Source organism: Corynebacterium sp. HMSC05D03 (assembly GCF_001807205.1).
In the GTDB taxonomy this organism is placed as follows: domain Bacteria; phylum Actinomycetota; class Actinomycetes; order Mycobacteriales; family Mycobacteriaceae; genus Corynebacterium; species Corynebacterium aurimucosum.
This window is the reverse complement of the sequence record NZ_KV788182.1, coordinates 88,960-113,717: the sequence shown is the minus strand read 5'-3', so window position 1 is coordinate 113,717 and position 24,758 is coordinate 88,960. Positions and strand designations below refer to the sequence as shown.

The following is a 24,758-nucleotide window of genomic DNA, read 5'->3' as shown; positions in this document are numbered from 1 at the left end:
TTTCCTTTCCCATCCCTCACCATCCATCACGGTCTAAGAATTTCTTATCCTTGAGCTGTTCATTTAGCAAAGCATTCTTCGCCCGAAGGTGTCATATCGTGACAAACCCAGCTCACATGCGACAGTCAGCAGACCTTCAGACTCGCTATTCGAATGATAGAACCCTTGCAAAACGCACAATGCCTCAGTAGCATCTGTGAGGTCTTTGAAATTCCCGAGATACCTAAGGAACGAGAATGAAGCTCTTCTCCCGTAAGGCACTTGTTGCTGCCGCTACCGCCGCTACCGTTTCCCTGTCCGGCGTGACCGTTGCTACCGCTGAGACCACCAACGATGACACCAACGCGGTAAACAAAACCACCAACGACACCAACACCAACGAGGGCGCCGGCAAGGACGCTCCTGAGTCTGAGGGCAAGAACAACACCAACACCGGCGACAACGGCAAGGACGGGAACAAGGACAAGGACAAGGAGTCTTCTTCCTCTTCCTCCAACGACTCCGAGGGTTCCTCCATCTCCGACATGAGCCCGCGCGAGATCCGCGACTGGATCGCTGTCTTCACCGCCATCATCGGCGCTCTGGGCACCGTCTTCGCTTTCTACAACAAGAACTTCGCTAAGTAAGTCAGACCGAATAGCTCAGACTTTCCGTTCACATTCGAATCAGATTAGGACCACACCATGAAGTTCTTCTCCCGTAAGTCCATCGTTGCTGCTGCCACCGCTGCAACCATCGCTTTCTCCGGTACCGCAGTTGCTTCCGCAGCCCCGGTTGAGGATGACAGCTCCTCCAAGGCTTTCTTCGCTCTCTCTTCCGACGATGAGGGCAACATCAGCCCAAAGGAGATCCGCGAGTGGATCAAGGTCGTCACCTCCATCATCGGCGCCATGGATGACGCTATGCGTCTCGGCGACAAGCTCGCTGGCACCAAGTAAGCCACGAGCACCCTACTCTCCCCTTGCGCAATCCGCGCAGGGGGGAGTTTTCGTTTTACCGGACAGGGCGGCTTCAACGGCCCAAACAACCTTATCGCGGCTTCTAAGCCCGGCTACTCTTGCAACCTAGAAGACTGTTCCTAGTCCTGTTCGTCTACTTCCTCGATACGCTCGGCGCCTAGGACGTCCTTGAACACGGAGGCATCAACAAGCTGGCCACGGCGAATGACAGATATCTGGCCGGTAGGCTCCAAAATCATCAGCTGCACGTCGCTGCGCCGGCCCAGGCCAGCTTTGCGCACTGCGGAATTGACGTCTCTCTCGGTAATGTGGGCGAAACTCATGTTGTCTTCTTGCAGCTGCCCCTTGTACACGAGCAAGACTGGCTTGCGGTCGATGAACCGTGACCACGCCACTAGTTGACGAAACGTACCGAAGGCGGCTTCCAGGAGCATGAGGGTGAACAGACCAATGATGCCTGCGGCGAGCGTCGGTGGGTTACCCACGATGACGCGTCCAGAGACCGCACCAAACATAATGATGATGACGGCGTCAGAGGCAGTGATGGACGTCAGAACACGGCTGCCGAAAAGCTTGACCAGGACCATGAAGGCCAGATAGATACCCAGCGTTGCGAGCATCACCAGGGGGATGCGGTGAAGCTCAATGCCGAGCTGATACATTGCCTCGCGTCCAAAAAGCCTCAGTGTATCCACACCCTACTACCCTACCTTCCGGAAGAAAAAGCTAAAGCCCGCACCGTAGTGCGGGCCTGTACATCAGAAGTGACTAGATGTTGAACTGCTTGCGCAGCTGCTCAATTAACTGCTGTACCGGAGCTGGGAGGGCTGCTACCGGCATGTTAATGGCACCAATGACGGCTGCGATAGCAGCCGCGATTGCGGCAAAGATTCCCACGCCCAAGCCGATAGAGGACCCTACGTCCTTGGCAGAACCGCCGTCCTGAGAGCCGTCATTGCCGTCTAGGAACAGCGGCAGAACTGCTTCAGTACCAGCATCGGTAGTGATGTGCAGTTTCTCATCGCCCACCAGCTTCTCCGGGAGTGTGAGCTTGACGGTCGCGCGGCCGCGCTCACCGAACTGCTCGTCACCGGGCTGTGCTGCGTTGTCAATGTCTGCCTCGGCCTTAGCGTCACCCAGTGCAACGGTGACCTTCTTAGCCTGTGGCTCTTCTGCGTTGGAGTAGTTCAGGGAGGAAAGGTCGACTGTGATCTCCTCCCCCGGCTTCAGGTCACCAGACACGTGGGCACCAATCTGGCCCTGGCCGGTGCGAACCTTGGACTCGCCGGAAGCGATGTAGTCAATCATCGCCTGGGTGTCCATATAGCCAACGTCATTGCGGTTCTTGATGGAACCGGGCTCGAAGAAGCCATCGCCGCCGGCCTCCGTCTCGCTGGAGGCAAGGAAGGAGGACAGAGCAATGCTGTAGTTCTTCTCCGGGTCAATCGGTTCACCGTTAATGGTGACAGACTTAACGCGCTTGCCCTGCTCAGCCTTCTGGTCGTAGACAACGGTGACGTTGTTGGACAGGCCCAGAGCCAGGCGCGGGCGGGACTGGCCAGGCTTCCACTGGTTCTCCAACGCGGTAATGAAGTCTGCGCCGCTAACCTCCGCGGTGATCACGTAATTACCGAATGGCTGAACGGCAAAGATGTCCTGGTAGGAAACATCACCTTGCTTGAGGTCGGCGCGCACACCGCCTGCGTTCATGACACCGATTTCGATGTCCTTGTCCGTCTGCTTAGATAGAGCATAGCGCTGGCCATCGGCAATAAAGTTATTGAGGGTCGACTCCACACCGCGGTTGGTACCGGTGTCCTTGCCCTCATCAGAACCGCGGTACATGGCCTTCTCGGTGGTACCAGCAGTCTTGGCACCCTCAATCTCCGCTACCTTCTTTGCTTCCTCGACAACCTTAGCTACCTCGGGGTCGTCTTCGAGGCCCTGCAGCTGAGCGAAGACATCTGCGTCGGCCACGTCGTACTGCTTGAGATCAATCTTGGTGATCTTCTTCTCGGCCTTGTCGTAGGTGATGTCGGCGTCGTTAAGCACCTTGCCGTACTCGTAGCCCTGTGCCCAGTACAGCGGCAGTGCGTCCTCACGAGCAACCTCGCCCTGGGTCTTGACGTGAGTATCACCGCCAAAGAGGATATCCACATCCTTGTTGAAGCCCTGCGCGAACTGCTGAGCATCCTCGTGCATGAGCGCCACTACAACCTCGGCCTCGCCGGATTCCTTCAGGCGGCTGGCTTCCTTATTGGTGGCCTCGACGGGGTCGAAGAACTCGACACCTGGGATGGAAGCGGCGGACACCTTGTACTTGGTGTTGGTGGTAACGGTGCCAACGAAGCCGACCTTCACACCGTCTACCTCCTTGACGAAGGAAGCATCGAGCAGGGGCTTGCCATCCTTAGTGACGTTGGCGCCCAGGATCGGGAAGTTGGACTGGTCCTTGATACGGCCCATCAGGTCATCGGTGCCCTTGTCGAACTCGTGGTTGCCCACAGCCGTGACATCGAGGTTCATGGTATTGAGGGCCTCGTTGGTGTACTTGTCTTCAGAAATTGCAGACACGAAGGCGGAGCCGCCAACGTTATCACCGGCGGAGGTCAGGGCGTACTCCTGATCCTTGTTGACGGCCTTGATGAGCGCAGCCATGCGAGCAGCACCCATCTCGGTGTAGCCGCTCAATTCCTTAGTGTCCTTGTCGAACTCCTCAGCCAGCTCAAGGTGGCCGTGGAAGTCGGTGAAGTTAGTGACGGAGAAGGTCACTTGATCAGCCTCGGCGGCGAAGGCAGGTGCGCCGGAGATAGCAACGGCGGTAACGGTGGTGGCGGCCAACAGCTGGCCAAAGCGACGGAAGTTCACGTAGGTCTCCTGAGAATGAGAGGAATCTTGTCCACGTGTTTATAACGCATACATCACAATGGCGCAGCGCATGCTGAGACCACCACCAGCGGGTTTACGTAGGATCTTCTACGGTTTCACCCAGGCGCAACCTTGAGTTCAGCCACGCACCCCCGAATCAGGGGTGGCGGGTTAGGCGGTGACGCGATAAACGTCGAAGACACCCTCCGTGTTGCGCAACGTTGTCATGAGCTGGCCCAGTTGCTTGGTATCGGAAACCGAGAAGGAAAAGCGCACGGTCGCGATGTGATCATCACCGCGATTGGACGTCATCGACAGCACATTGAGGCTCTGCTCGCTGAAAATTCGCGTGAGCTCAAAAAGCAGACCTTGGCGGTCGATGGCCTCCAATTGCAAGGTTGCGGCGAATGCACCGGAGGACTTCGGCCCGCCGGCCCACTCCACCTGCATCATGCGCTCCGGCTCGGACTTCAACTTTTCGGCATTGGTGCAGTCCGCTCGATGGACAGACACGCCACCGCCGCGGGTGACGAAACCAAAGATGGCGTCACCAGGCACCGGCTGGCAGCACTTCGCCAACTTGGCCATGACGTCTGGGCTGCCCTCCACCAAGATGCCGGTACCAGTTGCGGAATCCTTCGTGTGCTGAGCACGGGAGTTCTCCAATTCGCTCAGTGGGGTACGCGAAGCCAAGGCATCGACGGCATCGTCTTGGTCCCCGAACAGGGCCATGAGCTGGTTGGCAACGTGCTGTGCCGACACGTGACCCGCGCCAATAGCGGTATAGAGTGCATCCACATCGGGATAGTGCAGCTGCTCAGCCACCTGCTTCATGGAGCTGGCGGTAAACAGGCGGTGCATGGGCAAGCCGCCGCGCTGCACCTCAGCAGCCAAGGCATCGCGCCCGGCCTCGAGGTGCTCTTCACGGCGTTCTTTGGCAAACCACTGCCGCACCTTCGTCTTCGCCCGAGGCGATACGAGGAATTCCTGCCAATCCCGCGAGGGGCCAGCATTCGGATCCTTTGAGGTAAAAATCTCGACCTTATCGCCGGACTTCAGCTCCGATTCTAGAGCCACGAGCTTGCCGTTGACCTTTGCGCCGATGCACCTGTGGCCGACCTCGGTATGCACCGCATAGGCGAAGTCCACAGGGGTGGACCCCGCGGGCAGATTGACCACGTCACCCTTGGGGGTAAAGGCAAAAATCTGCTTGGCTGTCAGGTCATAGCGCAGCGAATCCAAAAACTCGTTGGGATCTGCAGCTTCCTTCTGCCAATCCAGCAGCTGACGCATCCACGCCATCTGGTCCACTTCTTCTTGGTGGCCCGAGTTCTTGCCCTTAGTTTCCTTATAACGCCAGTGGGCGGCCACGCCGAACTCCGCGTTATAGTGCATCTCGTGCGTGCGCACCTGCACCTCAAGGGTGGAACCGCCGGCCCCAATCACGGTGGTGTGCAGTGACTGGTATACCCCGAATCGCGGAGAGGAAATATAATCCTTGAAGCGCCCTGGAAGAGCTTGATACAGCGAGTGCACCACGCCAATGGCCGCGTAGCAGGAATTGATGTCATCGACGAGGATGCGGATTCCCACGAGGTCAAAAATCTCCGCGAAGTCGCGGCCGCGCACGATCATCTTCTGGTAAATCGACCAGTAGTGCTTCGGGCGCCCCATGACCTCGGCCTCAATACCATTAGCCTTGAGAGCCTGGCCTACCTGGGCCTTGATTTCCTTCAGCGCTCGATCGCGTGAGGGAGCACGATCCGCCACCATGCGCACGATTTCGTCGTACTTCTTTGGGTACAGGATGGCGAAGGCCAAATCCTCAAGCTCCCATTTGACGCTGGCCATTCCTAGGCGGTGAGCCAGTGGCGCAATGACATCGAGAGTCTGGCGTGCCTTCTTCGCCTGCTTTTCGGGCGGCAGGAAGCGCATGGTCCGCATGTTGTGCAGGCGGTCGCACACCTTGATAACGAGCACGCGCGGGTCGGTGGCCATGGCCACGATCATCTTGCGGATTGTCTCTGCCTCCGCGGCGGCACCGAGGGCGACCTTGTCAAGCTTCGTTACGCCGTCGACCAACCGGGCCACTTCGGGACCAAAGTCACGGGTGAGGTCCTCCAGCGAATAGTCAGTATCTTCCACTGTGTCGTGGAGCAAAGCCGCCGCGACAGTCGTGGTGTCCATACCAATCTCAGCCGCAATTGTCGCTACCGCCAACGGGTGCGTGATATAAGGTTCGCCGGATTTGCGGAAAACGCCTTCGTGCAGACGCTGTGCCGTGGTGTAGGCATTGTTGAGCAGCTCCGCATCCGCCTTCGGGTGAAATTCCCGGTGGATCGACATCAACGGGTCCAGAGCCGGATTGATCTTTACTCGACCACCTGTCAGGGAGCGGGCCAATCGCGCGGACATGCCGCGCACACTGCCTGGCCGCCATGCAGTCTTGTCCTGCTTTTCAGTCGTCATGTCTGCCTCCGCGAAGTAGCTTAGGCATACAACCTTAGTCCTTCGTCCCCATCTGGTTGAGCACAATCAACGGAGAACCTTGCAGGCGCTCGCGGCCCTCAAGTCCTTGGACCTCTAGGACCACGACGTTGCCCACGACTTCAGCTCCAGCGGATTCCAAGAGCAAGGTGGCGCCGTGGAGTGTGCCGCCGGTTGCGAGGACGTCGTCGACAAGCACGATGCGCTTGCCCTTAATATCAATGCCGCTACTGGGGATTTCCAGTGCTGCAGTGCCGTATTCCAGCTCGTACTCCTGGGTCAAGACGGGCGGTGGGAGCTTGCCCTTCTTGCGGATAGCCAAGATTCCTAGTCCCAGCTTGTAGGCTACGGCTGAACCAAGCAGGAAACCGCGTGCATCGAGGCCGCCGATCATGTCTGCGCCGAGCTCCTTGCAGGCCTCTGCTAAGCCATCGACAACGACGGTGAAGGAATCTGCGTCAGCCAACACCGGGGTCAGATCCTCGAAAAGAATTCCCTCCTCTGGGAAATCCTGGACAAGGCGCACCTTATCCTTCAAGGCTTGTGCTGCTGCGACGTAAATCTCGCTCACGACTCTTCCTTTGTTTCAGTTGCTGTTGTGGGGTTATAGCTCCAACGGTCGAGGTTCCACCCGATACCCGCAAGGCCAGTGTAGGGCACCACGCCGGTGACAGCGCGGTCGACAATGAATGTGCGAGGCTGCGCGGCGATGGGAATAGAGGGCAGCTCCTCCCACAATTCCTGCTCCAGATTCCGCAGCGCCGCCGCGTGCTTCACGCTAGAGGACGGCGCGGAATGCTCACGCATCGGGTCCACGGCGCCGAGGTAGACATCTATCTCCGGCTGCCCAGTTGCAGGATCCGCGGCCAATTGCGCACGGGAAACCCGCTCGCCGGAACGGTCCTCCACCATGATCCCCGCAGGTTCGCACGCGGCGCGGAGCTCCTCCACCATCGCCTTATAACGCGGGTTAGGCCCGAGGTAACCCACTCCGATGGTGTAGCCGGACAGACCGGATGCCGTTGCATTGTCTACAGGAACGGTTGTCAGCGAAGACATCTGCGCCGCGACCGGATCATCATTGCGCACGGTACGGACGGTGACAGCGGGGACGTCCACGCCAGATTCCTTCGATGAGACCTGCGCCAAGTGCTGTGCATCCACACAGGCCGCAAAGGCAGCGCGTGCCCAGGGCTGAGAAAAGGTCCCAGCCTCGGAGAATACTAAGGTGTCTGTCAGGCTTCCTGCCGAAGACGTCACCTCTACTGGCTTGCCTTCTGCATCCCGGTCGAACCACGACGGTGACGCGGTGGCAGCCTCGGCAACGCGGAGCTCATCTGAGGCAACAAACGCGGCAGCGTCTGCGCTTCTCGGAAGCATGAGGATCTCGCGCAGGGTCGGCTTATCGCCGTAATAGTTATCGTTGGCGGTGAGCACAATGGCACCGTCATCCTCAACGCGCTCGATTTGATAAGGACCGAAGGAAACCTGTAACTCCGGGTCAAAGCGCCCAGGCTCCGTAGAGAAACCATAGCGCCACGCCTCTGCTACCGGCTGCAAAGTAGCTACGTCCTGAGAATGTAGAGCTGCATTGAGTTCTTCGAGGTTCATATCAGCCCGCTTGGCTAACACGTGTGCTGGGACAACCGAACCCGGCCCAAACAAATACCGCCACCGCGAGCCGGCATCAGGTGTAAACCATACGGTGAATTTCTTGCTGTGGGGCGCGCATTCCACTTCTGTCACTTCCTCCATCAGGGGAAGGTGGGAACCGAAAATTTCGCTCAGCTGCCCGGCGGTGAAGGCCAAAAGGTAATCATCACAGGTCACGGCTTCACCGTCAGCAAAACGTGCTTGCTCAGTGAGCGTGAAGTCCACGTGCGCCCCAGCGTCCTCATCCTCGGCAGCGAAGAACTCAGCATCGGCAAGATCTGAATTAGGGACCATCTGCCCCGCCGGGCCCGGTACGTAGAGTGCCGGGAAAACACGGCTAGCCAGCTGGGCCGCCCCCACCGCATCCCCCCACGCCGTGGCTGCATTGCTGGTGGCAATGGGGGCGTCGGCCAGCACCGCAAAACGCGATGGCGGGGTGTCTTTGTCAAGGCCGCCTTCCTGTGCCCCGCATGCGGTCACAGTAAGAGCTACCGCGGCACACAGCGCCGCGCATGATGGACTACGCACGGCTTAGCGCCCAGGGCGCCAGGACGCCCCACCGGACTCGTCGCTACGCGGCCCGGATTCGGTCTGTGTTGCGGCTGGTGCAGAAGCTGCGGCCGGGGATGCCACGGTGCGTGTTGCCTTCGGTGCATCCTCATCCTCTGCTTCTGCAGTCCACCCCTCGGCGCGGTAGGCAGCGACCACCTCATTGTGCTTCTTAACGCTCTTGCGCTGATTCGACAAGGTCACCAGCAACGTGGTGGCCAGGAAGATGGAGGAAAAGACACCTTCAATAACGCCAATGAACTGAACCAATGCCAGATCGCGCAAAGTACCAATGCCCATTAACCACACGGCGACGATGAACAGCGCGATGATAGGCAAGGCCGAAATCACCGAGGTGGAGATGGAACGCATCACGGTCTGGTTGACAGCCAAGTTAGTGAGCTCGGCGTAGGTCTTCTTGCGTTGGCCTTCCAGCCCCGTTGTATTCTCATCCACCTTGTCGAAGACAATGACGGAATCGTAGAGGGAGAAGGTCAGGACTGTCAGCAGACCGATGATGACTGCCGGGGACACCTCGAATCCGAAGAGCGCGTAGATGCCCGCGATGAAGACACCGTCAAAGATGAGCGCGAGGATAGCGGCAAAAGCCATATCGCGCTGCAGGCGGACCGCCACATAGATGGTGGCCAGCACGAGGAAGACCGCCATGGCAATAACCATGCGTTGGGTGATCGACGAGCCCCAGGATTCCGACACCGTCGAGGAGCCAATTGCATCCGGGCTCGGCTTGCCGTTGTCATCCTTGACTTGGTAGGTCTCAAAGATAGCCTGGCGGGCTTGGTTAACCTCATCTTGCGACAGGCGCTCGGAGGTGATCTCCAGAGTCTCCGAAGAACCGGCGCCCACAATCTGCACCAGCTCCGGAGTGACACCGGTGGCTTCCGTGAAGGTTTCTTCTACCTGTTCAGTAGAAAGATCGCCTGCAGGCATGTTGAGTTTCGTGCCGCCCTCGAAATCAAGGGACAGATTGAAGCCGCGAAGTACGATAGCCAGGATCGAGGCAATAAGCAGCACGCCGGCGATGGTGTACCAGGTCTTAGCCCGGCCCACGAAGTCAAATCCACTGCCGTCCACATAGAGACGGTCAAAACGGGAAATCTTGCGGCTAGTAGTTTCGACAGCCATGGTTACTTCTCCTCATCCGTAGCAGTAGCGACGGGTTTCTTGGCCGGTTTGGCATAAAAGCCGCGTTCACGGCGCTCCTCCACAAGGTTGTAAATACCGCCCAGGCCGTTCATCGACGGCTTGGCAAAGGCTGGGCGGCTACCAAGAAGCTGCATGAGCGGTGCCATGATCAGGAAGGATACGACGAGGTCGAAGATGGTGGTGAGGCCCATGGTGAAGGCAAAGCCCTTGACGGCGCCAATGGACAAGAAGTAGACCACGACGGAGCCGATGAGAGTCACGGCCTTACCTGTGACAATCGTTGCTCGCGAACGCTCCCAACCAGTGCGGGTGGCGGAGCGGAAGGTACGTCCGCTCAAGAGCTCATCCTTCATACGCTCGTAGTAGACGACGAAGGAGTCAGCGGTGGCACCAATACCGATGACCAAGCCCGCCATGCCGGAAAGATCAAGCGAGTAACCGATCCACCGGCCCAGCAGAACCAGTGCGCCATAAAGCAGAACGCAGGTAGCGATGAGGACCAACAGAGCCACCGAAGACAGGGCACGGAAGTAGTAGATGGAATACAGCGACACCAGGATGAGGCCCACGATGCCCGCGATGAGCGCTGCCTCAAGAGCTGCCTTGCCCAGCGATGGCGGAACGGTTTCTACCGTGCCCCCCGGCTCGCCGTTAGCGCCGGTAAAGGACAGTGGGAGCGCACCATAACGCAGGTTATTGGCCAAGTTCTGTGCCTCCTCCTGCGTGAAGTCACCGGTAATGGAAGTAGCAGAACCAACCGGGGTCGGGCCTTGGATTACCGGCGCGGAAATCACGGCGGAGTCGAGGGTGATAGCCACCTGCTTCTGGAGGTACTCCTGGGTCAGGGTGGCCCAGGTTTGCGAACCATTGGGGCCATCGCCGGTCTTGAAGGCGAAGTTAATCTCCATCTGACCAGTCTGGGAATTGAGCCCGCCCTGAATCGGGGCGTTGTTATCAATCTCGTTTCCGGTCAGGCGAGTTCCGTTCGGATCTTCAATGCCGTCCAGCAGCGGAGCCGGGTTAAGAATATAGGGCTGCTGATTCGAGTAATCACAAGCCACCAAGGGCTTTGCAGGGTCGTCGGTACCTGCCAGCGGATCGGATTCCGCATCACAGGTCATCAGTCCCAAGGCTGCGGTCTGCACGGTGGGGTCTTCGGACTGGCGGTCCTTGAGCAGAACCTCAGTAACCTTGTCGCGGCGCTCAGTTTCCTCAAGGGAGTTCGCTGGGTCCGGAAGCGGCTTTTCGCTCACAGTCGGAGCCGGTGACTTGTCATCCTTCTGATCGCCGCCCTGGGCGGCGTCGGCACTCTGGTTGAGTGCCTCATGGATGGAGGCCAGCGACTGATTAGCATGCTCCGGAGTTACCACCCCGTACTTAACCCACCGGTTAGCCATATCCGTCATGGTTTTCTCAAGCTTGCCCATGTCTGGCATCGGCTGCTCGCCCACTGGGCGGAACAACAGCTGGGAGGTTTGGCCCACGGCCTGCGCCTGGGAGGCATCTTCACCGGGGACGGTAATGACCAAGCTGGAGCCACTGATGACGACCTCAGAACCGGACACCCCCATGCCATTCACGCGCTGCTCGAGGATGGTGCGCGCCTGCTGCAGCTGTTCCTGGGTGGGGTCTTCGCCCTGCGGCACCAGGGTCACGCGGGTTCCGCCCTGCAGGTCAATGCCGAGCTTGGGTGTTGGTGACTTATCACCGGTCAAAAATATCAGCGCATAAACCACGATGACAATGAGCGCGAAAAGCGCCATCGCACGCTTGGGCCATTGCCGTTGACGGCTGCTAACGCCACCACGTTTCGAAGCGGACACAAAGATCTCCTGTGTTGTGAGGAACAGGGCTAAAAATCATAGGTCATGGCAGCAACCGCCGCGCACGCACTGGGCGCCGCGGTGCCTCCATGACTAAAGCACAGTCCACCATGGTACGTCATGGACTGTTGTTTTCCTTAACAGACTTAAGGTACGCGCCCGCACTGTGACGAGCGCAACGCAATCTTAGAGTTTCGGGAAGCGCTCGTCGTTCTCGTCCTCCGTCTCCACTGGCGCATCAGTGTTTGCGCCGGCTGCGTCAGCGGAGCGAACGATGGCCATCGTGTCGAAAGTCATCACCGTGCCGTCCTTGACCTGCAGATCAACCTGCTCGCCGCGGGTTTCGACGACGGTGCCGGGGAGGCCGCCGGCAGTAATCACTTCCTGCCCCGCCTGCAGCGAGGATTGGAGCTTTTGCATCTGCGCCTGGCGCTTGCGCTGCGCTCGCATCGACATGAAGCTCGGCAAGATGACGAGGATGGCGAGAACAAGGAGAAGAAGAAGTTGAGTTCCGTTCATAAAAGGCCAGTGTGCCAGACCGCCCTACCTCCGGGCCAATTAAAAAAGGGTCCCGCCAACCGCTCCCTCGGGCGCCTCCAGTCCTAGGTGTTGCCATGCGGCGGCTGTTGCCACACGGCCGCGGCCGGTTCGTGAGATCATGCCGGCACGCACGAGATAGGGCTCACAGACCTCCTCCACCGTCGATGGTTCCTCGCCCACCGCGATGGCTAGGGTATTCACTCCTACGGGGCCACCGCCGTGGCCTTTGATCAAAGCCCCGAGCACCGCGCGGTCAAGACGGTCCAATCCGCGCTCATCGACGTCGAAGACCCGAAGCGCTGCCTGGGCAGCTGCAACATTAATATGTCCATCCCCGTTGACTTCGGCATAGTCTCGGACTCGGCGCAAAAGCCGGTTGGCAATACGCGGAGTGCCACGCGAGCGGGAACCAATCTCTACCGCGGCATCCTGATCGATGTCCACCTCCAGAATCCGCGCTGCACGGCTAATTACCCGGGTGAGATCCTCAGTATCGTAATACTCCATCTGCGCGGTGAAACCGAAGCGATCACGCAACGGACCAGTCAGCATGCCCGCACGAGTTGTCGCTCCTACCAGTGTAAAAGGCGGGATTTCCAGCGGGATGGACGTCGCTCCTGGGCCTTTGCCCACGATGACATCGATGCGGAAATCCTCCATTGCCATGTAGAGCATTTCCTCAGCTGGGCGGGCGATGCGGTGAATTTCATCGATGAAGAGCACATCCCCCTCCATCAGATTCGACAACATCGCCGCTAGATCCCCGGCCCTCTCCAGCGCTGGGCCCGAGGTCATACGCAAGGAGCTTCCCAGCTCTTGGGCGATGATCATCGCCATGGTGGTCTTGCCCAGCCCAGGCGGGCCGGAGAGCAATACGTGGTCCGGGGTGACACCACGGTTTTTCGCGCCATTGAGCACGAGCGATAGCTGCTCGCGCACCTTGGGTTGGCCAATGAATTCATCGAGGGACTTCGGGCGCAGCGAGCGCTCAATATCGTGCTCGCCCTGTTGCTCTGTGGCGTCCACATCCTGGTTACGCTGCGGGGGCGAGCTTAAATCCATCCCCTCCGGAAGCTTAAATTCAGTGCGTTCTACGTCTGACATGTCACCCACTCTCCCCTATTTCTTGGCGCCAAGCTGGCTCAGCGCTGCGCGCAGCACCACCGGCGTCGCCGCATCGGGTTGCTCTGCCGCCACGGATTCCACCACGGGGCGGGCCATTTTATCAGTAAAGCCCAACCCAATAAGAGCCTCAACGACATCCTCAACCACCGGCCCGGCGGCAGCCGGGGCAGCAGCCGAGAGATCCGCGCCTTCTGCCGGGGCGAAAGCCTTGACCTTATCTTTGAGCTCCAGAATCAACCGCTGTGCAACGCGTTTGCCCACTCCCGGGATTTTCTGCAAGCGTGCGGCCTCCTCCCCCGCAATCGCCTGTGCCAAATCGCCCGCGCTCATCACGGACAGAGCAGCTAGAGCCAGTTTTGGCCCCAGCCCAGAAACCGTTTGGAGGACGTGGAACATATCGCGGTCATCCTGACTGGTGAAGCCGTACAGCGTCATCGAGTCTTCCTTTACCACGAGCGTGGTCATGATCCGCGCTTCCTCGCCACGCTGTAGGGTTCCCAGCATGGCCGGGGTGGCCAGGACCTTATAGCCCACGCCAGCGCATTCCAGCACGGCATGATCAAGCTGGATGTCTAGGACGGTTCCGCGCAAAGATGCAATCATTAATAGGGTTCCTTGGTGTGAGTGGTTGTGCCAGTTAGCTTAGGAGGTCGTCTTCGCCGCCCGGGAGACGGATGCGGTACGCGGCGAGGTGCCGCGTACTCCGCTCGTTCGTGCCCCGGCCCCGACGCCAGCGCTCGCATCACCGCCGGTCATCCATGCCAGGGCTGGCGCACGCCAGCAGTGACACACGGCTAGGGCTAGGGCATCCGCAGCGTCGGCCGGCTTAGGCGCCTCACTGAGCCCCAAGATTCGAGTAATCATGGCAGTCATCTGCTTCTTATCAGCACGTCCATTGCCTGAAATTGCCTTCTTGACTTCGGAAGGGGTGTACATGTGCACCGGAATATCCCGCTCTGCTGCGGCAAGGACCAATACCCCAACCGCGTGCGCGGTCTGCATCACGGTTGAGACTTGACCGCGTTCGAATACGCGCTCGAGGGCCACAACATCCGGCTTATAGTCATCCATCCATTCCCGGACTGCCACCGATAGTCGCTTCAGGCGCTCCCCTAAGTCCTTGTCGCTGGGGGTGCGGACGACCCCTACGGCGATGGGAATGACCCCACGCCCACGACCGGCTTGGACAACTGACAGACCGCAACGCGTCAGACCGGGATCAATGCCCATGACGCGCAACCCCTCCAAGTTCACGGCCGCCTCCTCGCCCTTGTTGCACGCGCCCTTGTGAAGCGCTTGTTTATCTAGGAACAGTGTACACACATGTGTTCTAGTCTAGGCAGTCCCCCAAGCCGCTTACTCGCCTCTCCTACTGCGCGGCGTAGAGTGGCGCGCATGTCTCAACATCCTAATGACTATTCAGAGTTTATCCGTTCCCGCCATTCCCCGCGCGCATTCCTTCCGGAGCCGCTCCCCGCTGATGTCATAAAGCAGGTGCTTATCGACGCCCGATCCGCCCCCTCCAATTCCAATACCCAACCATGGAATGTGCACCTCGTCGGCGGTACGGCACTGCAAGAACTAAGCGCTGCTCTCATATCCGAATTCGATAAGAACGGCATCAACCCAGACTTCACGATTGATTACGGTCAAGGCGTTCACCCGCAGCGCTCTCAGCAACTGGCAGCCAAAATGTATGGGCTCCTCGGCATTGCGCGTGAAGATAAAGAAGCCCGCACGGAATTTATCCGTGAAAACCTTCGCTTCTTCGGTGCCCCGCACACCGCGCTGCTTTTCATTCCCCCGATGGGTGACCGCATCCGTGCCGCTTTTGACCAAGGCACCTATGCGGAGAATTTTTTGCTCTCGCTCCAGGCGCACGGCTATCACGGCGTCCCGCAGGGCATGATTTCGCTGCTCGCCCCAACCGTCCGTGAGTTCCTGGGCGTGGACGAGGATTACAAACTCGTCACCGCCCTAACTTTCGGCGTAGCAGACCAGTCCAGCCCCGTGTTCAAGACTGCCCCGGGCCGCGCACCATTGTCAGAGACGGTGACTGCTCATGGCATGGAAGGCCTCGAGCTCGACTAGCCTTCTTAGTCCTCGTCCAGCTCGGCGAGGACCTCTTCGCTTAAGTCCATGTTGGTATAAACGTTCTGGACATCATCCGAATCCTCGAGAGCATCGATGAGGCGGAAGATCTTGCGGGCATCATCTGCCTGCAGCGGCACCTCAACGGAAGCACGGAAGTCGGTATCGGTGTCATCGACCTCGATATCGGCAGCAACGAGCGCCTCGCGCACGGCAGGAACATCGCCCGGTGCGCAGGTGATCTCGAACTTCTCGCCGTTGTCATTGACCTCTTCGGCGCCGGCCTCGAGGACGGCGAGAAGGATGTCATCTTCACTGAGTTCGCCCTTCTCCACCATAACCAGACCGGTGCGGGAGAACATATATGCCACGGAACCGGACTCGCCGAGGTTGCCGCCATTCTTAGACATCGCAGTGCGGACGTCCGTCGCCGCACGGTTACGGTTATCCGTCAGGCACTCGATGAGCATGGCCACGCCGTTCGGGCCATAGCCCTCGTACATCACGGTTTCCCAATCGGCACCACCGGCCTCTTCGCCGGAACCGCGCTTGCGGGCGCGCTCAATGTTGTCGTTGGGAACGGAGGCCTTCTTAGCCTTCTTGATCATGTCATCAAGGGTGGGGTTGGCTGCAGGGTCACCGCCGCCGGTGCGTGCTGCCACCTCGATATTCTTGATCAGCTTGGCAAATTCCTTGCCACGCTTGGCATCGTTCGCCGCCTTCTTGTGCTTCGTTGTTGCCCATTTAGAGTGGCCTGCCATGTCATCCCTTTCGATGTGGCTTAAAAGACTTGTGTGGAAACTGTTGTAATTATACGGCCTCACCGAGCCTCCACCAGCACAGGGGGCCGTGCCCCGCCTGCATCCTAGACGTTTTGCCAATTGCCATTGGCGCTGGAGCCATCACTATCCGGATGCAAGGTGCGCGTCAGCCCCTCCTGCATCGCCACGGCCAGTAGCTCGCCGCGCTGGTTGAAAATCTTTCCCTGGGCAAGTCCCGTACCGGATTGCGCTGACGGGCTGGACTGCGAAAACAGCATCCACTCATCCACCCGCACTGGCCGCAAGAACCACAGCGCATGATCCAAGCTGGCTAGCTGAATCCTTTCGCCTTGGTGCGGAAGAAGCGCCGTGCGGATCAACGTCATGTCAGACATATACAACAACGCTACCTGGTGGAGGGATTGGTCAGAGGTAGCAGCAAGCAGGTCACCGGTGTTGCGGAACCAAATATTTCTAAACCCTGCCCCAGTGGTTTCGGCAGCGACAGCATCGCGGTCCGCGTCCGGAACGAGCCGCACATCCCAGTCTTCCCACTCCTTCAAAATGATACGGGTGGAGTAAGGCGAGTCCTTAATGATCTCCGGTGGCGGCACCTGCGGCATGTCGGCCTGATGCTCAGGACCGATATCCCCGGTCGCGTGGAAACCGGCACTGAGCATGAAGATCAAGCGATCATCCTGAAAGACTCGCACGTGACGGTGCGCAAAAGAACGGCCGTCCCTAATCCGCTCGACCTGGATGGTGGTGGGAGCGCTGGAATCGCCCGGGCCCACGAAGTAGCAGTGCATGGAGTGCGCTAGCTTCTCATCGACAGTAAGCTGCGCTGCCCGCAGCGCCTGCGCCATGGTTTGTCCGCCGAAGGTGCGCGTAATGAGCGAGGGAACCACCGGGCCGCGAAACTCGTCTTCACCGATCCGCTCGATATCGACCGCCTGGGCCACCGATGCCATGTTCTGCTCCTCTTTCCCTTCTGTTATGGCGCTCGCCACACTAACCCCGACCATCCTACTCACGTGCTGATCCGCTCTCGGGAGTTGCGTACTATATTCGGCATGACTTCAACCACCCCGCACAGCGTGCACCGTGTGGCCGCGTACCTGGAAATGTTCACGTGGGGCCTGCTGATCTTCTCCATGATCCTCAAGTACTCCGGCACGACCGAAGCACTCACCCCCATCGCGGGAGGTATCCACGGCTTTGGCTTCCTCTGTTTCCTGCTCATGACGGCGCTGGTATGGATCAATAACCGGTGGTCACTCGGCGTGGGAATTCTGGGGTTAGTCGTAACCGTAATCCCCTTCGCGGCCTTGCCCTTTGCAGTGTGGGTATCGCGGCGCGGACTCGTCGCCGGCCCCTGGCGGTTTAGCAATGCCGATGACTCAGAGCCGCACGGTGTCTTCGACACGATCTTGGCACAGGCCATTCGCCACCCGGTGCGCACCGCGCTCATCGCGCTGCTCGTCGTTGCCGTAGTGTTCAGCGTTCTGCTCATGGTGGGGCCACCCGTCGACGTCGAGTCCGCCATTGAAAATAATCGCTAAGGCCCCAAGCATCTGGCTTGGGTGGGTGCTGGCACGCCTTTTCCTTATCTACCTACTCCTCAACGAGAAGGGTCCGCTCGGGGACGTTCGGTATTACCTCGAAGGCGTCTACGGCGCTAACCCCAGCGACATGACGGAGTATCCCCAAGTCGGTACCTGGCCCAGCGTTCTGCTTGCGTGGCTTACTGGCTACGACTTTGAGCGCTATGCCATCGGTTTTACGGCAATGATGCTGCTTGCTGACGCCACTTTCCTCGCCCTCCTCCTGCACCATCACCGTTCCACCCCAGGGGCATATAGCGCTGGGTGGTTCTGGGTATTCTTCGGCACCGCGGCGGGACATGTATTTACCTGGCGGCTCGATCTCTACCCCGCCTTACTAGTTGCCGGTGCGGGCGCACTTCTGGCTACCCGCCCGCGGCTTGCCTCAGTTCTGTTGGCTTGGGCCACCGCAGCAAAGCTGTGGCCCGGTGTCCTCGCTGCCGGACTCGTCGGGCGCGCAACCTCCCGCGCTACGTGGCAGCGACTAGTCGCGTTCTTTGGAAGTCTCGTTGCCCTGTGCATCGGCGTGGCAGCAATGACCAGCGTGGACAGAGTTCTATCCCCGTTGACTTATCAAGGAGAGCGCGGCCTCCAGATCGAATCTCTGGCCGCCACCTGGTTCGTCTACCAAGCTCATCACCAGCCTGATGTGTGGACGATGGGATACGCGGCCTCGAAAAGCTTTGAGATCACCGGCCCGGGCGTCGACACAACGATTGCGCTGAGCAGCATCGCCATGGGAGCGGCCCTCGCGTGGATCGTGGGAGTGGCACTCGTGCACTTTCTGCGCGGGAATTGGAGCCCGCACTCCTCCCTCGTCTTCTTCATCGCGGCGATTCTCCTTCTCATCGCGACAAATAAGGTCTTCTCCCCGCAATACATCGTGTGGCTTGGGCCGATACTAGCGGTGGCGCTTCGCTCCCCTACTCCCACGGCGGCCACCACCCCACGGAAGGTGGCCGCTGACATTAAAGGGGTACGCGCCATCATGGCGGTGCTCGCTGTAGGAACGGCGGCCTTGGGAACCGTCATCTACCCCTATGGGTATAACTACATCTGGTTCTTTGTGGGCGAAAACCCCAACCCGGTCTACGCGCTCCTGTTGCGCAATCTGCTCATCCTGGCAATGACCGCATGTGCCGTCTACTGGCACCTGCTTGAGTACCGTGTGGCAAGAGCGAATCAGGCGCGGGTGTGACAGGGCGGGTGAATCACACGTCGATCTGACTGAGCTCAAAGTACTCCGGCAATTTCGCGGTTCCTCCCAGACGCAGCAGCTTGACGGCTGGCCGCAGGCGCAGCGCGCGGGTATCGCTGACTGCCTCGTTGTAGAAGCGATGCGCTAGGTGGATGCGACCTTCGGCGTCGGCAAGCACGGGCGGGCGTGACTCAAAGCGCTGCGCAATAGCCGCCGAAAGCTCCCGTTCCCGGGCGGCTCGTTCATCGAAATGCCCTTGCACAAGCTCCGTTGACTCTGCGCGCGCCGCGATAGCCTCAAGCTCAGGAGCCAAGGCACTTATCACTGCTGCGCGGCGATCCAGAGTGGCTTCGAGCTGTGCCAAGGCTGCGTCCGTGCGAATGTGGAGCGAGTTGAGCCGCTGCGCCGTGTACAGCGCCCACATACCTAGTACGAGGAGCACAGCGAGGGTGATAACTATCTCGATAGCCATTTATGACACCCGGACCTTTGTGCCATCCGCCACGGTCTCGTATACCTGCATGACGGCTGCGGCCACATGATCCCAGTCGTATTCGCGGGCACGCTCCACCCCCGCCCTAATCAAGGCCTGCCGCTTGTCCGCATTGATCACTAAATCCTGCAACACCCGCGCTAAGTCCGTCGCATCACCGTTCTTAAATAAGGCGCCTGCGGGTTTCTCCGAGTCTGCGTTGCACACCGCGGCGAAGGCCTCCAGATCTGAAGCCACCACTGCGCATCCAGCGGCCATTGCCTCAACAAGAACAATGCCGAAGCTCTCGCCGCCTGTATTGGGAGCCACATAAATATCAGCGCGCCCCAAAATAGCCGCCTTCTCGGCATCACTGACACGCCCCACGAAGTCAACCCCCGGAACGCGTCGCGGGTGTCCCCCGCCCATAACCGTCACCCGGACCGGCTGCGGGAGTAGCGTGAGAGCCTCAAGAAGAATGTCCAAGCCTTTTCGCGGCTCATCGAGCCGGCCCAAGAACACAATCTCAATCTCTGAATCATTCTCTTTATGCTCGGCGCGGGCACGCTCGCGCGCATAGACAGAGGTGTCGACCCCATTAGGGATGAGCACAGGGTCCCCTCCCAACTGCTCAACCTGCCAGCGCCGAGCCATCTCTGAAACCGCAATACCTCCCCGAACCTTTTCCAGATACGGACGGAGGAAAGGCTTAGCCAGGGTCAATGCCAGAGAGCTCGAGGCCGAAGCATGGTACGTCGCTACGATGGGCCCGCGCACCACTGCCAGAGCAGCCATGGAATAACTTGGGGAGTTGGGTTCATGGATATGGAGGATGTCGAAATCTCCCTCGCGGATGAAACGCTTAATATTGCGGCGCACGTGCGGGCCAATAGAGAGACGAGCCACGGATCCGTTATAGGTAATCGGCACCGCCCAGCCACCCTTGCGAACAAAGCTGGGAACCTGCGTGCTCGCCGCTGCGGGCCCGAGTACTTCCACGTGGTGTCCTTGCTCAATGAAGACAGTCGCCAAGTCAAGGATATGAGCCTGAACTCCACCGGGTTCGTCGAAGGAATAAGGGCAGATGATGCCTATGCGCATGATCTGTGTTCTGCCTTTCTACTTCTTCTGGCGAGCGGCTCGCCGCCGCTCCACATCGGCGTTCCAATGCGGCTGCAACATGTGCCAGTCTTCTGGATGTGCCCTGATGTTCTCCGCAAAGCCATCCGCAAGGCGCTGGCACGTCTCCTGCAGGTCAGTGACCTCCACCTCGGGGCTGACCGATAGCCCCCAATCCTTACCGTCAAACCACGAGTGCACGACATGGAGTGCAGCTCCTGTCTCGATGGCCAGCTGGGCGGGGCCGGCGGCAACGTTAGCCTCTTCGCCCATGAAGTCTACCGTCACACCGGTGCGCGTGAGGTCCCGCTCAGACAACAAACACACCACCCCACCGCGTTCCAGAGTGTCCTTCAGACGCGGGTAAGGAGAAGAACTGCCACCGGTCAGTGGCAGGACAGTAAAGCCAAGGCTCTCGCGGTAGTCCACGAAGGCGTCAAAAAGCACCTCTGGCTTCAAGCGCTCAGCCACCGTAGTGAAGCCGCCATAGTGCCCCACGCAGAAGACACCCGCCATGTCCCAATTACCGGAGTGCGGAAGCGCAAAAATCACCCCGCGCCCGGAAGCCACGGAGGCATCAGCATGTTCCTTGCCTCGCAGACCTGCCAATAGATGCCTCTGCAGATCCGGATCCGAATGGATAGCAGGCAAACGGAAAGCCTCGAGCCAGTAGCGCATATAGGAGCGCATCGAATCCCGCACCAACTCCCGCGTGACGTTTTCCGCCCCCACGACCCGGCTCAGGTTCTGGCGCAGCTGTTCCATGCCTTGGCCGTTGTCACTTGCCAGATCCGCGCCGCGTTCGAACAGCCAGGCTGCCAGCGGCTGGGGAAGGAAGCGCACAACCTTCCAGCACGCGATGTATGCGGCGGCGGTCAGCCGGTCACGGTCCAGTAGAGCCACGGTTCGGGAGCCTTTCTGTGTGGGCTGAGGGCGCGGTACCTTCCGGTAGAAGAGGGTGTCGGACTAAATGTGCTTCAGTTCCTTCTTGAAACGCGCCTTGGTGTCCTGACGCGCTGCTTGGCGCATGCGCTGGTAAATGGTGAAGACAGAGCCCACGGCCAGCAGCCACAGGGCAACCTCGAGTGCATAAGGCACGCCCAAGCCTTCCAGCCCCACGCCGCCGAGGCCCAAGATGAGGCGCTCGGGGCGTTCGACGAGTCCGCCGACCATCTTAAAACCGGAGGCTTCGCCGCGCGCCTTGACATAAGAAATGACCTGGGAGCTCACGAGCACCACCATGCAGGCGGCGAAGTTGAGAGGGTGGGCGTTATCGACGTACACCATCCAATAGGCGATCGCTGCGAACAAAGCACCGTCAGTGATGCGATCGCAGGAGGCGTCGAGAGTCGCGCCGAAGTTGGATCCGCCGGTGGTCAGGCGCGCCATGGTGCCGTCGAGCATGTCGAAGGCAGCGAAGAGTCCCGACAGCAGCGCCGCCGCAAAGAGGTGATCAAGCGGGATCAGGATAACCGAAATAGCAATGGTGACGATTGTGCCCACGACGGTGACGACATTGGGCGTGAGCCCCACCTTCAGGAAGAGTTTGGCCACTGGGACCACAACCACGGCGGCGGGTTTGCGCCCATGAACACTAAGCATGCGCTTCTCCTGAAATGATTCCCTCGGCGGCGAGCTCCGCCCACCCCTGCGCCAACAGGGACCGGGTGTCTTTGAGGAGCTGCGGCAGCACTTTGACGCCGTCCACAATAGTCATGAAATTTGAGTCCCCGCTCCAGCGCGGAACGATGTGCATGTGCAGGTGCTGCCCCACCGAGCCGCCCGAGGCGCGCCCCAAGTTAAAGCCAGCGTTGACGGCATCGGGGCCGGAGACCTTCTTTAGGACGCGGATGGCGGCTTGGGCAAACTGAAAAAGCTCGCGAGATTCTTCCTCGGTGAGGTTTTCCAGCTCTGATTCCTGACGGTATGGGATCACCATCATGTGCCCGGCGTTATAGGGGTAGAGGTTGAGAACACAATAGACAAACTCGCCACGCGCAACGATGAGCCCGTCCTCGTCCGACATCTGTGGAATCTCCACGAACGGATTATGGGCTTCCTTGGGCACGTCGCCGGCGCCGCCCTCACGCTTGATGTAGCTCATGCGGTACGGCGCCCACAGGCGCTCTAAGCGGTCGGGGGTTCCCAGGCCGGTATCGACGTACTCTCCCACTCTGTGTGTTCTCCTTTTCTAACCTCTACCTAGATGCATCCGCCTAGAAGCGTTCAGCGATAGTGTCCTTAGTCGGTTGCTCGTTGTTGCGCTCACGAACCCATGCTTCAATCACGTTGATTGCTGTCTCTACGGGCACACCGTTGACCTGGGTGCCGTCGAGGAAGCGGAAGGACACCGCGTTGGCATCCACGTCACGCTCACCGGCCAACAGCATGAATGGAACCTTGCCCGTGGTGTGGTTGCGGATCTTCTTCTGCATGCGGTCATCAGAGGTATCCACGTCAGCGCGCAGGCCGCGTGCGCGCAGCTGTGCACAGACTTCCTCGAGGTGCGGGGCGAAGGTATCGGCGACCGGGATGCCCACCACCTGGTGAGGTGCCAGCCACGCCGGGAATGCACCCGCGTAGTGCTCCAGTAACACGCCGAAGAAACGCTCGATGGAACCGAAAAGTGCGCGGTGAATCATGATCGGGCGCTGCTTGGAGCCATCCGACGCCGTGTACTCCAGTTCAAAGCGCTCCGGCAGGTTGAAGTCCAGCTGCACAGTGGACATCTGCCAGGTACGGCCGATGGCATCGCGCGCCTGAACGGAAATCTTCGGGCCGTAGAAGGCCGCGCCTGCTGGGTCCGGGACCAGCTCGAGGCCGGACTTCTCCGCCACCGACTGCAAGATAGCCGTCGAGCGCTCCCAAATCTCATCCGAGCCAACGTACTTGTTGGGGTCCTTGGTGGATAGCTCCAGGTAAAAGTCATCCAGACCGTAGTCCTTGAGCAAGGAAATGATGAACTCCAGAACCTTGGTCAGCTCGTCTTCGAGCTGCTCCGGGGTGCAGTAAATGTGCGAATCATCCTGGGTAAAGCCGCGGGCGCGGGTCAGGCCGTGGATAACGCCTGACTTCTCGTAGCGGTAGACCGTGCCGAACTCGAAGAGGCGCAGCGGCAGCTCACGGTAGGAACGACCACGAGAAGCGAAGATGAGGTTGTGCATCGGGCAGTTCATCGGCTTGGCGTAGTAATCCTGCGGCTGCTTAGTGCAGTTGCCGTCCTCATCCCACTCACCGTCGAGCTGCATCGGCGGGAACATGCCATCCGCGTAGAAGTCGAGGTGGCCGGACTTCTTGAACAGGTCTCCCTTGGTCAGGTGCGGGGTGGACACGAAAGAGTAGCCGTCCGCGATGTGGCGACGGCGGGAGTGCTCCTCCATCTCCATGCGCACGGTAGCGCCATTCGGGTGGAAGACGGGGAAGCCGGAACCAATCTCATCCGGGAAGGAAAACAGGTCCAGCTCAGCACCCAGGCGGCGGTGATCACGCTTTTCGGCCTCTTCGACCATGGTCTTGTAGGACTCCAGGGCCTCCTTGGATTCGAAGGCGGTGCCATAAATGCGCTGCAGGCCAGCCTTGGACTGGTCGCCGCGCCAGTAGGCAGCAGAGGATCGCGTCAGGGTGAAAGCCGGGATGTACTTGGTGGTCGGCACGTGCGGGCCGCGGCAAAGGTCAAACCACTCCACCTCGCCGGTGCGGGGGTTTACGTTGTCATAGTGGGTCAGATCTCCGGCGCCCACCTCGGCGGCCTCATCGGAATCTGGATCCACGTTGCCCTTGTCCTGGACCAGCTCCAGCTTGAAGGGCTCGTTGGCCAATGCCGCTTCAGCTTCTTCGGTGGTGGCGTAGACGTGGCGCTCGAAGCGCTGGCCGCCCTTGATGATCTTCTTCATACGCTTCTCAATGGCCTTGAGGTCCTCCGGGGTGAAGGGCTCAGCGGTCTGGAAGTCGAAGTAGAAGCCATTCTCGATGGCCGGGCCAATGCCCAGCTTAGTGCCGGGGAATTCCGCCTGCACTGCCTGGGCCATGACGTGTCCGCAGGAGTGGCGGATAACGGCGCGGCCGTCTTCCTCGCAGGCAGCAACCGGGGTGAACTCGGCGTCCGTGTCCGGGGTGTGGGAAAGGTCGTAGAGGGTTCCATCGGCGCCGCGGACGACGACGACAGCTTCCGGGCCCTTGTTGGGCAGCTCATGCTCGCGCATCGCTGCTCCCACGGCAGTACCGGCGGGGACCGTGATTGGTTCGTAGTTCACCGGGACTGCTGGAATCATTTCCGCCATGACTTGGTGCGCTCCTTTGCGCTCACGCGCCGCTCGACATACCTGGCCGATCAGCACTCAAC

Annotated in this window: 24 protein-coding genes; 5 read left to right on the top strand and 19 right to left on the bottom strand. The window is 59.6% G+C overall.

Going from position 1 to position 24,758, the window contains the following annotated elements; genetic code table 11:
* Positions 1 to 236 precede the first annotated feature (236 nt).
* Both HMPREF3147_RS09090 and HMPREF3147_RS09085 read left to right on the top strand, forming a co-directional pair.
* Entirely contained in the window at positions 237 to 626 is a 390-nt protein-coding gene (locus HMPREF3147_RS09090) for a hypothetical protein (RefSeq protein ID WP_070446816.1), read from the top strand.
* Positions 627 to 683: 57 nt separating this feature from the next.
* Positions 684 to 938 (top strand): hypothetical protein, encoded by a 255-nt coding sequence (locus HMPREF3147_RS09085; RefSeq protein WP_070446814.1) that lies wholly within the window; start codon positions 684 to 686, stop codon positions 936 to 938.
* Between the two features lie 140 nt (positions 939 to 1,078).
* On the opposite strand, the gene HMPREF3147_RS09080 is transcribed toward HMPREF3147_RS09085, so the two are convergent.
* From HMPREF3147_RS09080 to ruvC, 11 genes are all read right to left on the bottom strand, one after another.
* Positions 1,079 to 1,621, bottom strand: a complete 543-nt coding sequence (locus HMPREF3147_RS09080; protein ID WP_210384589.1) for a DUF421 domain-containing protein — start codon at positions 1,619 to 1,621, stop codon at positions 1,079 to 1,081.
* Positions 1,622 to 1,727: 106 nt separating this feature from the next.
* Positions 1,728 to 3,827 (bottom strand): bifunctional metallophosphatase/5'-nucleotidase, encoded by a 2,100-nt coding sequence (locus HMPREF3147_RS09075; protein WP_070446812.1) that lies wholly within the window; start codon positions 3,825 to 3,827, stop codon positions 1,728 to 1,730.
* A gap of 171 nt (positions 3,828 to 3,998) precedes the next feature.
* Positions 3,999 to 6,296: a RelA/SpoT family protein gene (locus tag HMPREF3147_RS09070; protein WP_070446810.1), complete on the bottom strand. Its 2,298-nt coding sequence runs from the start codon at positions 6,294 to 6,296 to the stop codon at positions 3,999 to 4,001.
* A gap of 34 nt (positions 6,297 to 6,330) precedes the next feature.
* Positions 6,331 to 6,885 (bottom strand): adenine phosphoribosyltransferase, encoded by a 555-nt coding sequence (locus HMPREF3147_RS09065; RefSeq protein ID WP_070446808.1) that lies wholly within the window; start codon positions 6,883 to 6,885, stop codon positions 6,331 to 6,333.
* Positions 6,882 to 8,495 carry an ABC transporter substrate-binding protein gene (locus tag HMPREF3147_RS09060; RefSeq protein ID WP_168160910.1) on the bottom strand — a complete coding sequence of 538 codons (1,614 nt, stop codon included), beginning with the start codon at positions 8,493 to 8,495 and terminating at the stop codon, positions 6,882 to 6,884. The genes HMPREF3147_RS09065 and HMPREF3147_RS09060 overlap by 4 nt, the downstream gene beginning before the upstream one ends.
* 3 nt (positions 8,496 to 8,498) lie before the next feature.
* The gene (secF, locus tag HMPREF3147_RS09055; protein ID WP_070446804.1) at positions 8,499 to 9,662 is read right to left on the bottom strand and encodes a protein translocase subunit SecF; all 1,164 of its coding nucleotides are present in this window, start codon (positions 9,660 to 9,662) and stop codon (positions 8,499 to 8,501) included.
* 2 nt (positions 9,663 to 9,664) lie between these two features.
* A complete protein-coding gene (secD, locus tag HMPREF3147_RS09050) occupies positions 9,665 to 11,446 on the bottom strand; it encodes a protein translocase subunit SecD (RefSeq protein ID WP_210384588.1) in 1,782 nt (593 codons plus the stop codon).
* A gap of 246 nt (positions 11,447 to 11,692) precedes the next feature.
* Positions 11,693 to 12,025: a preprotein translocase subunit YajC gene (gene yajC, locus HMPREF3147_RS09045; RefSeq protein WP_070446800.1), complete on the bottom strand. Its 333-nt coding sequence runs from the start codon at positions 12,023 to 12,025 to the stop codon at positions 11,693 to 11,695.
* Between the two features lie 39 nt (positions 12,026 to 12,064).
* Positions 12,065 to 13,150, bottom strand: a complete 1,086-nt coding sequence (gene ruvB, locus HMPREF3147_RS09040) for a Holliday junction branch migration DNA helicase RuvB (protein WP_070446798.1) — start codon at positions 13,148 to 13,150, stop codon at positions 12,065 to 12,067.
* Positions 13,151 to 13,165: 15 nt separating this feature from the next.
* The gene (gene ruvA, locus HMPREF3147_RS09035) at positions 13,166 to 13,774 is read right to left on the bottom strand and encodes a Holliday junction branch migration protein RuvA (protein WP_070446796.1); all 609 of its coding nucleotides are present in this window, start codon (positions 13,772 to 13,774) and stop codon (positions 13,166 to 13,168) included.
* 39 nt (positions 13,775 to 13,813) lie between these two features.
* A complete protein-coding gene (gene ruvC, locus HMPREF3147_RS09030; protein WP_070446956.1) occupies positions 13,814 to 14,425 on the bottom strand; it encodes a crossover junction endodeoxyribonuclease RuvC in 612 nt (203 codons plus the stop codon).
* Positions 14,426 to 14,566: 141 nt separating this feature from the next.
* On the opposite strand from ruvC, the gene HMPREF3147_RS09025 reads away from it, so the two are divergent.
* Positions 14,567 to 15,262 carry a nitroreductase gene (locus tag HMPREF3147_RS09025; protein ID WP_083276479.1) on the top strand — a complete coding sequence of 232 codons (696 nt, stop codon included), beginning with the start codon at positions 14,567 to 14,569 and terminating at the stop codon, positions 15,260 to 15,262.
* A 5-nt stretch (positions 15,263 to 15,267) separates the two neighbouring features.
* On the opposite strand, the gene HMPREF3147_RS09020 is transcribed toward HMPREF3147_RS09025, so the two are convergent.
* Positions 15,268 to 16,023: a YebC/PmpR family DNA-binding transcriptional regulator gene (locus HMPREF3147_RS09020; protein ID WP_070446794.1), complete on the bottom strand. Its 756-nt coding sequence runs from the start codon at positions 16,021 to 16,023 to the stop codon at positions 15,268 to 15,270.
* A 104-nt stretch (positions 16,024 to 16,127) separates the two neighbouring features.
* A complete protein-coding gene (locus HMPREF3147_RS09015; protein ID WP_070446793.1) occupies positions 16,128 to 16,994 on the bottom strand; it encodes an acyl-CoA thioesterase in 867 nt (288 codons plus the stop codon).
* Between the two features lie 102 nt (positions 16,995 to 17,096).
* On the opposite strand from HMPREF3147_RS09015, the gene HMPREF3147_RS09010 reads away from it, so the two are divergent.
* Positions 17,097 to 17,585: a DUF3817 domain-containing protein gene (locus tag HMPREF3147_RS09010; RefSeq protein WP_070446792.1), complete on the top strand. Its 489-nt coding sequence runs from the start codon at positions 17,097 to 17,099 to the stop codon at positions 17,583 to 17,585.
* 25 nt (positions 17,586 to 17,610) lie between these two features.
* Positions 17,611 to 18,825 (top strand): DUF2029 domain-containing protein, encoded by a 1,215-nt coding sequence (locus tag HMPREF3147_RS09005; protein ID WP_070446791.1) that lies wholly within the window; start codon positions 17,611 to 17,613, stop codon positions 18,823 to 18,825.
* 13 nt (positions 18,826 to 18,838) lie between these two features.
* Here the strand turns inward: HMPREF3147_RS09005 and HMPREF3147_RS09000 are convergent, their stop codons facing one another.
* The 6 genes from HMPREF3147_RS09000 to thrS all read right to left on the bottom strand — a co-directional run bounded on the left by HMPREF3147_RS09000 (position 18,839) and on the right by thrS (position 24,696).
* Positions 18,839 to 19,297 (bottom strand): hypothetical protein, encoded by a 459-nt coding sequence (locus tag HMPREF3147_RS09000; protein ID WP_070446790.1) that lies wholly within the window; start codon positions 19,295 to 19,297, stop codon positions 18,839 to 18,841.
* Positions 19,298 to 20,398 (bottom strand): glycosyltransferase family 4 protein, encoded by a 1,101-nt coding sequence (locus HMPREF3147_RS08995; RefSeq protein WP_070446789.1) that lies wholly within the window; start codon positions 20,396 to 20,398, stop codon positions 19,298 to 19,300.
* Between the two features lie 18 nt (positions 20,399 to 20,416).
* Positions 20,417 to 21,319 carry a phosphatidylinositol mannoside acyltransferase gene (locus HMPREF3147_RS08990; protein ID WP_070446788.1) on the bottom strand — a complete coding sequence of 301 codons (903 nt, stop codon included), beginning with the start codon at positions 21,317 to 21,319 and terminating at the stop codon, positions 20,417 to 20,419.
* A gap of 63 nt (positions 21,320 to 21,382) precedes the next feature.
* Positions 21,383 to 22,018 carry a phosphatidylinositol phosphate synthase gene (gene pgsA / locus HMPREF3147_RS08985; protein ID WP_070446787.1) on the bottom strand — a complete coding sequence of 212 codons (636 nt, stop codon included), beginning with the start codon at positions 22,016 to 22,018 and terminating at the stop codon, positions 21,383 to 21,385.
* Positions 22,011 to 22,589 carry an ATP adenylyltransferase gene (locus HMPREF3147_RS08980; protein WP_070446786.1) on the bottom strand — a complete coding sequence of 193 codons (579 nt, stop codon included), beginning with the start codon at positions 22,587 to 22,589 and terminating at the stop codon, positions 22,011 to 22,013. Before HMPREF3147_RS08980 ends, pgsA begins: the two co-directional genes overlap by 8 nt.
* Positions 22,590 to 22,632: 43 nt before the next feature.
* On the bottom strand, positions 22,633 to 24,696 hold the full coding sequence (thrS, locus tag HMPREF3147_RS08975) for a threonine--tRNA ligase (RefSeq protein ID WP_070446785.1): 2,064 nt from the start codon (positions 24,694 to 24,696) through the stop codon (positions 22,633 to 22,635).
* Positions 24,697 to 24,758 lie beyond the last annotated feature (62 nt).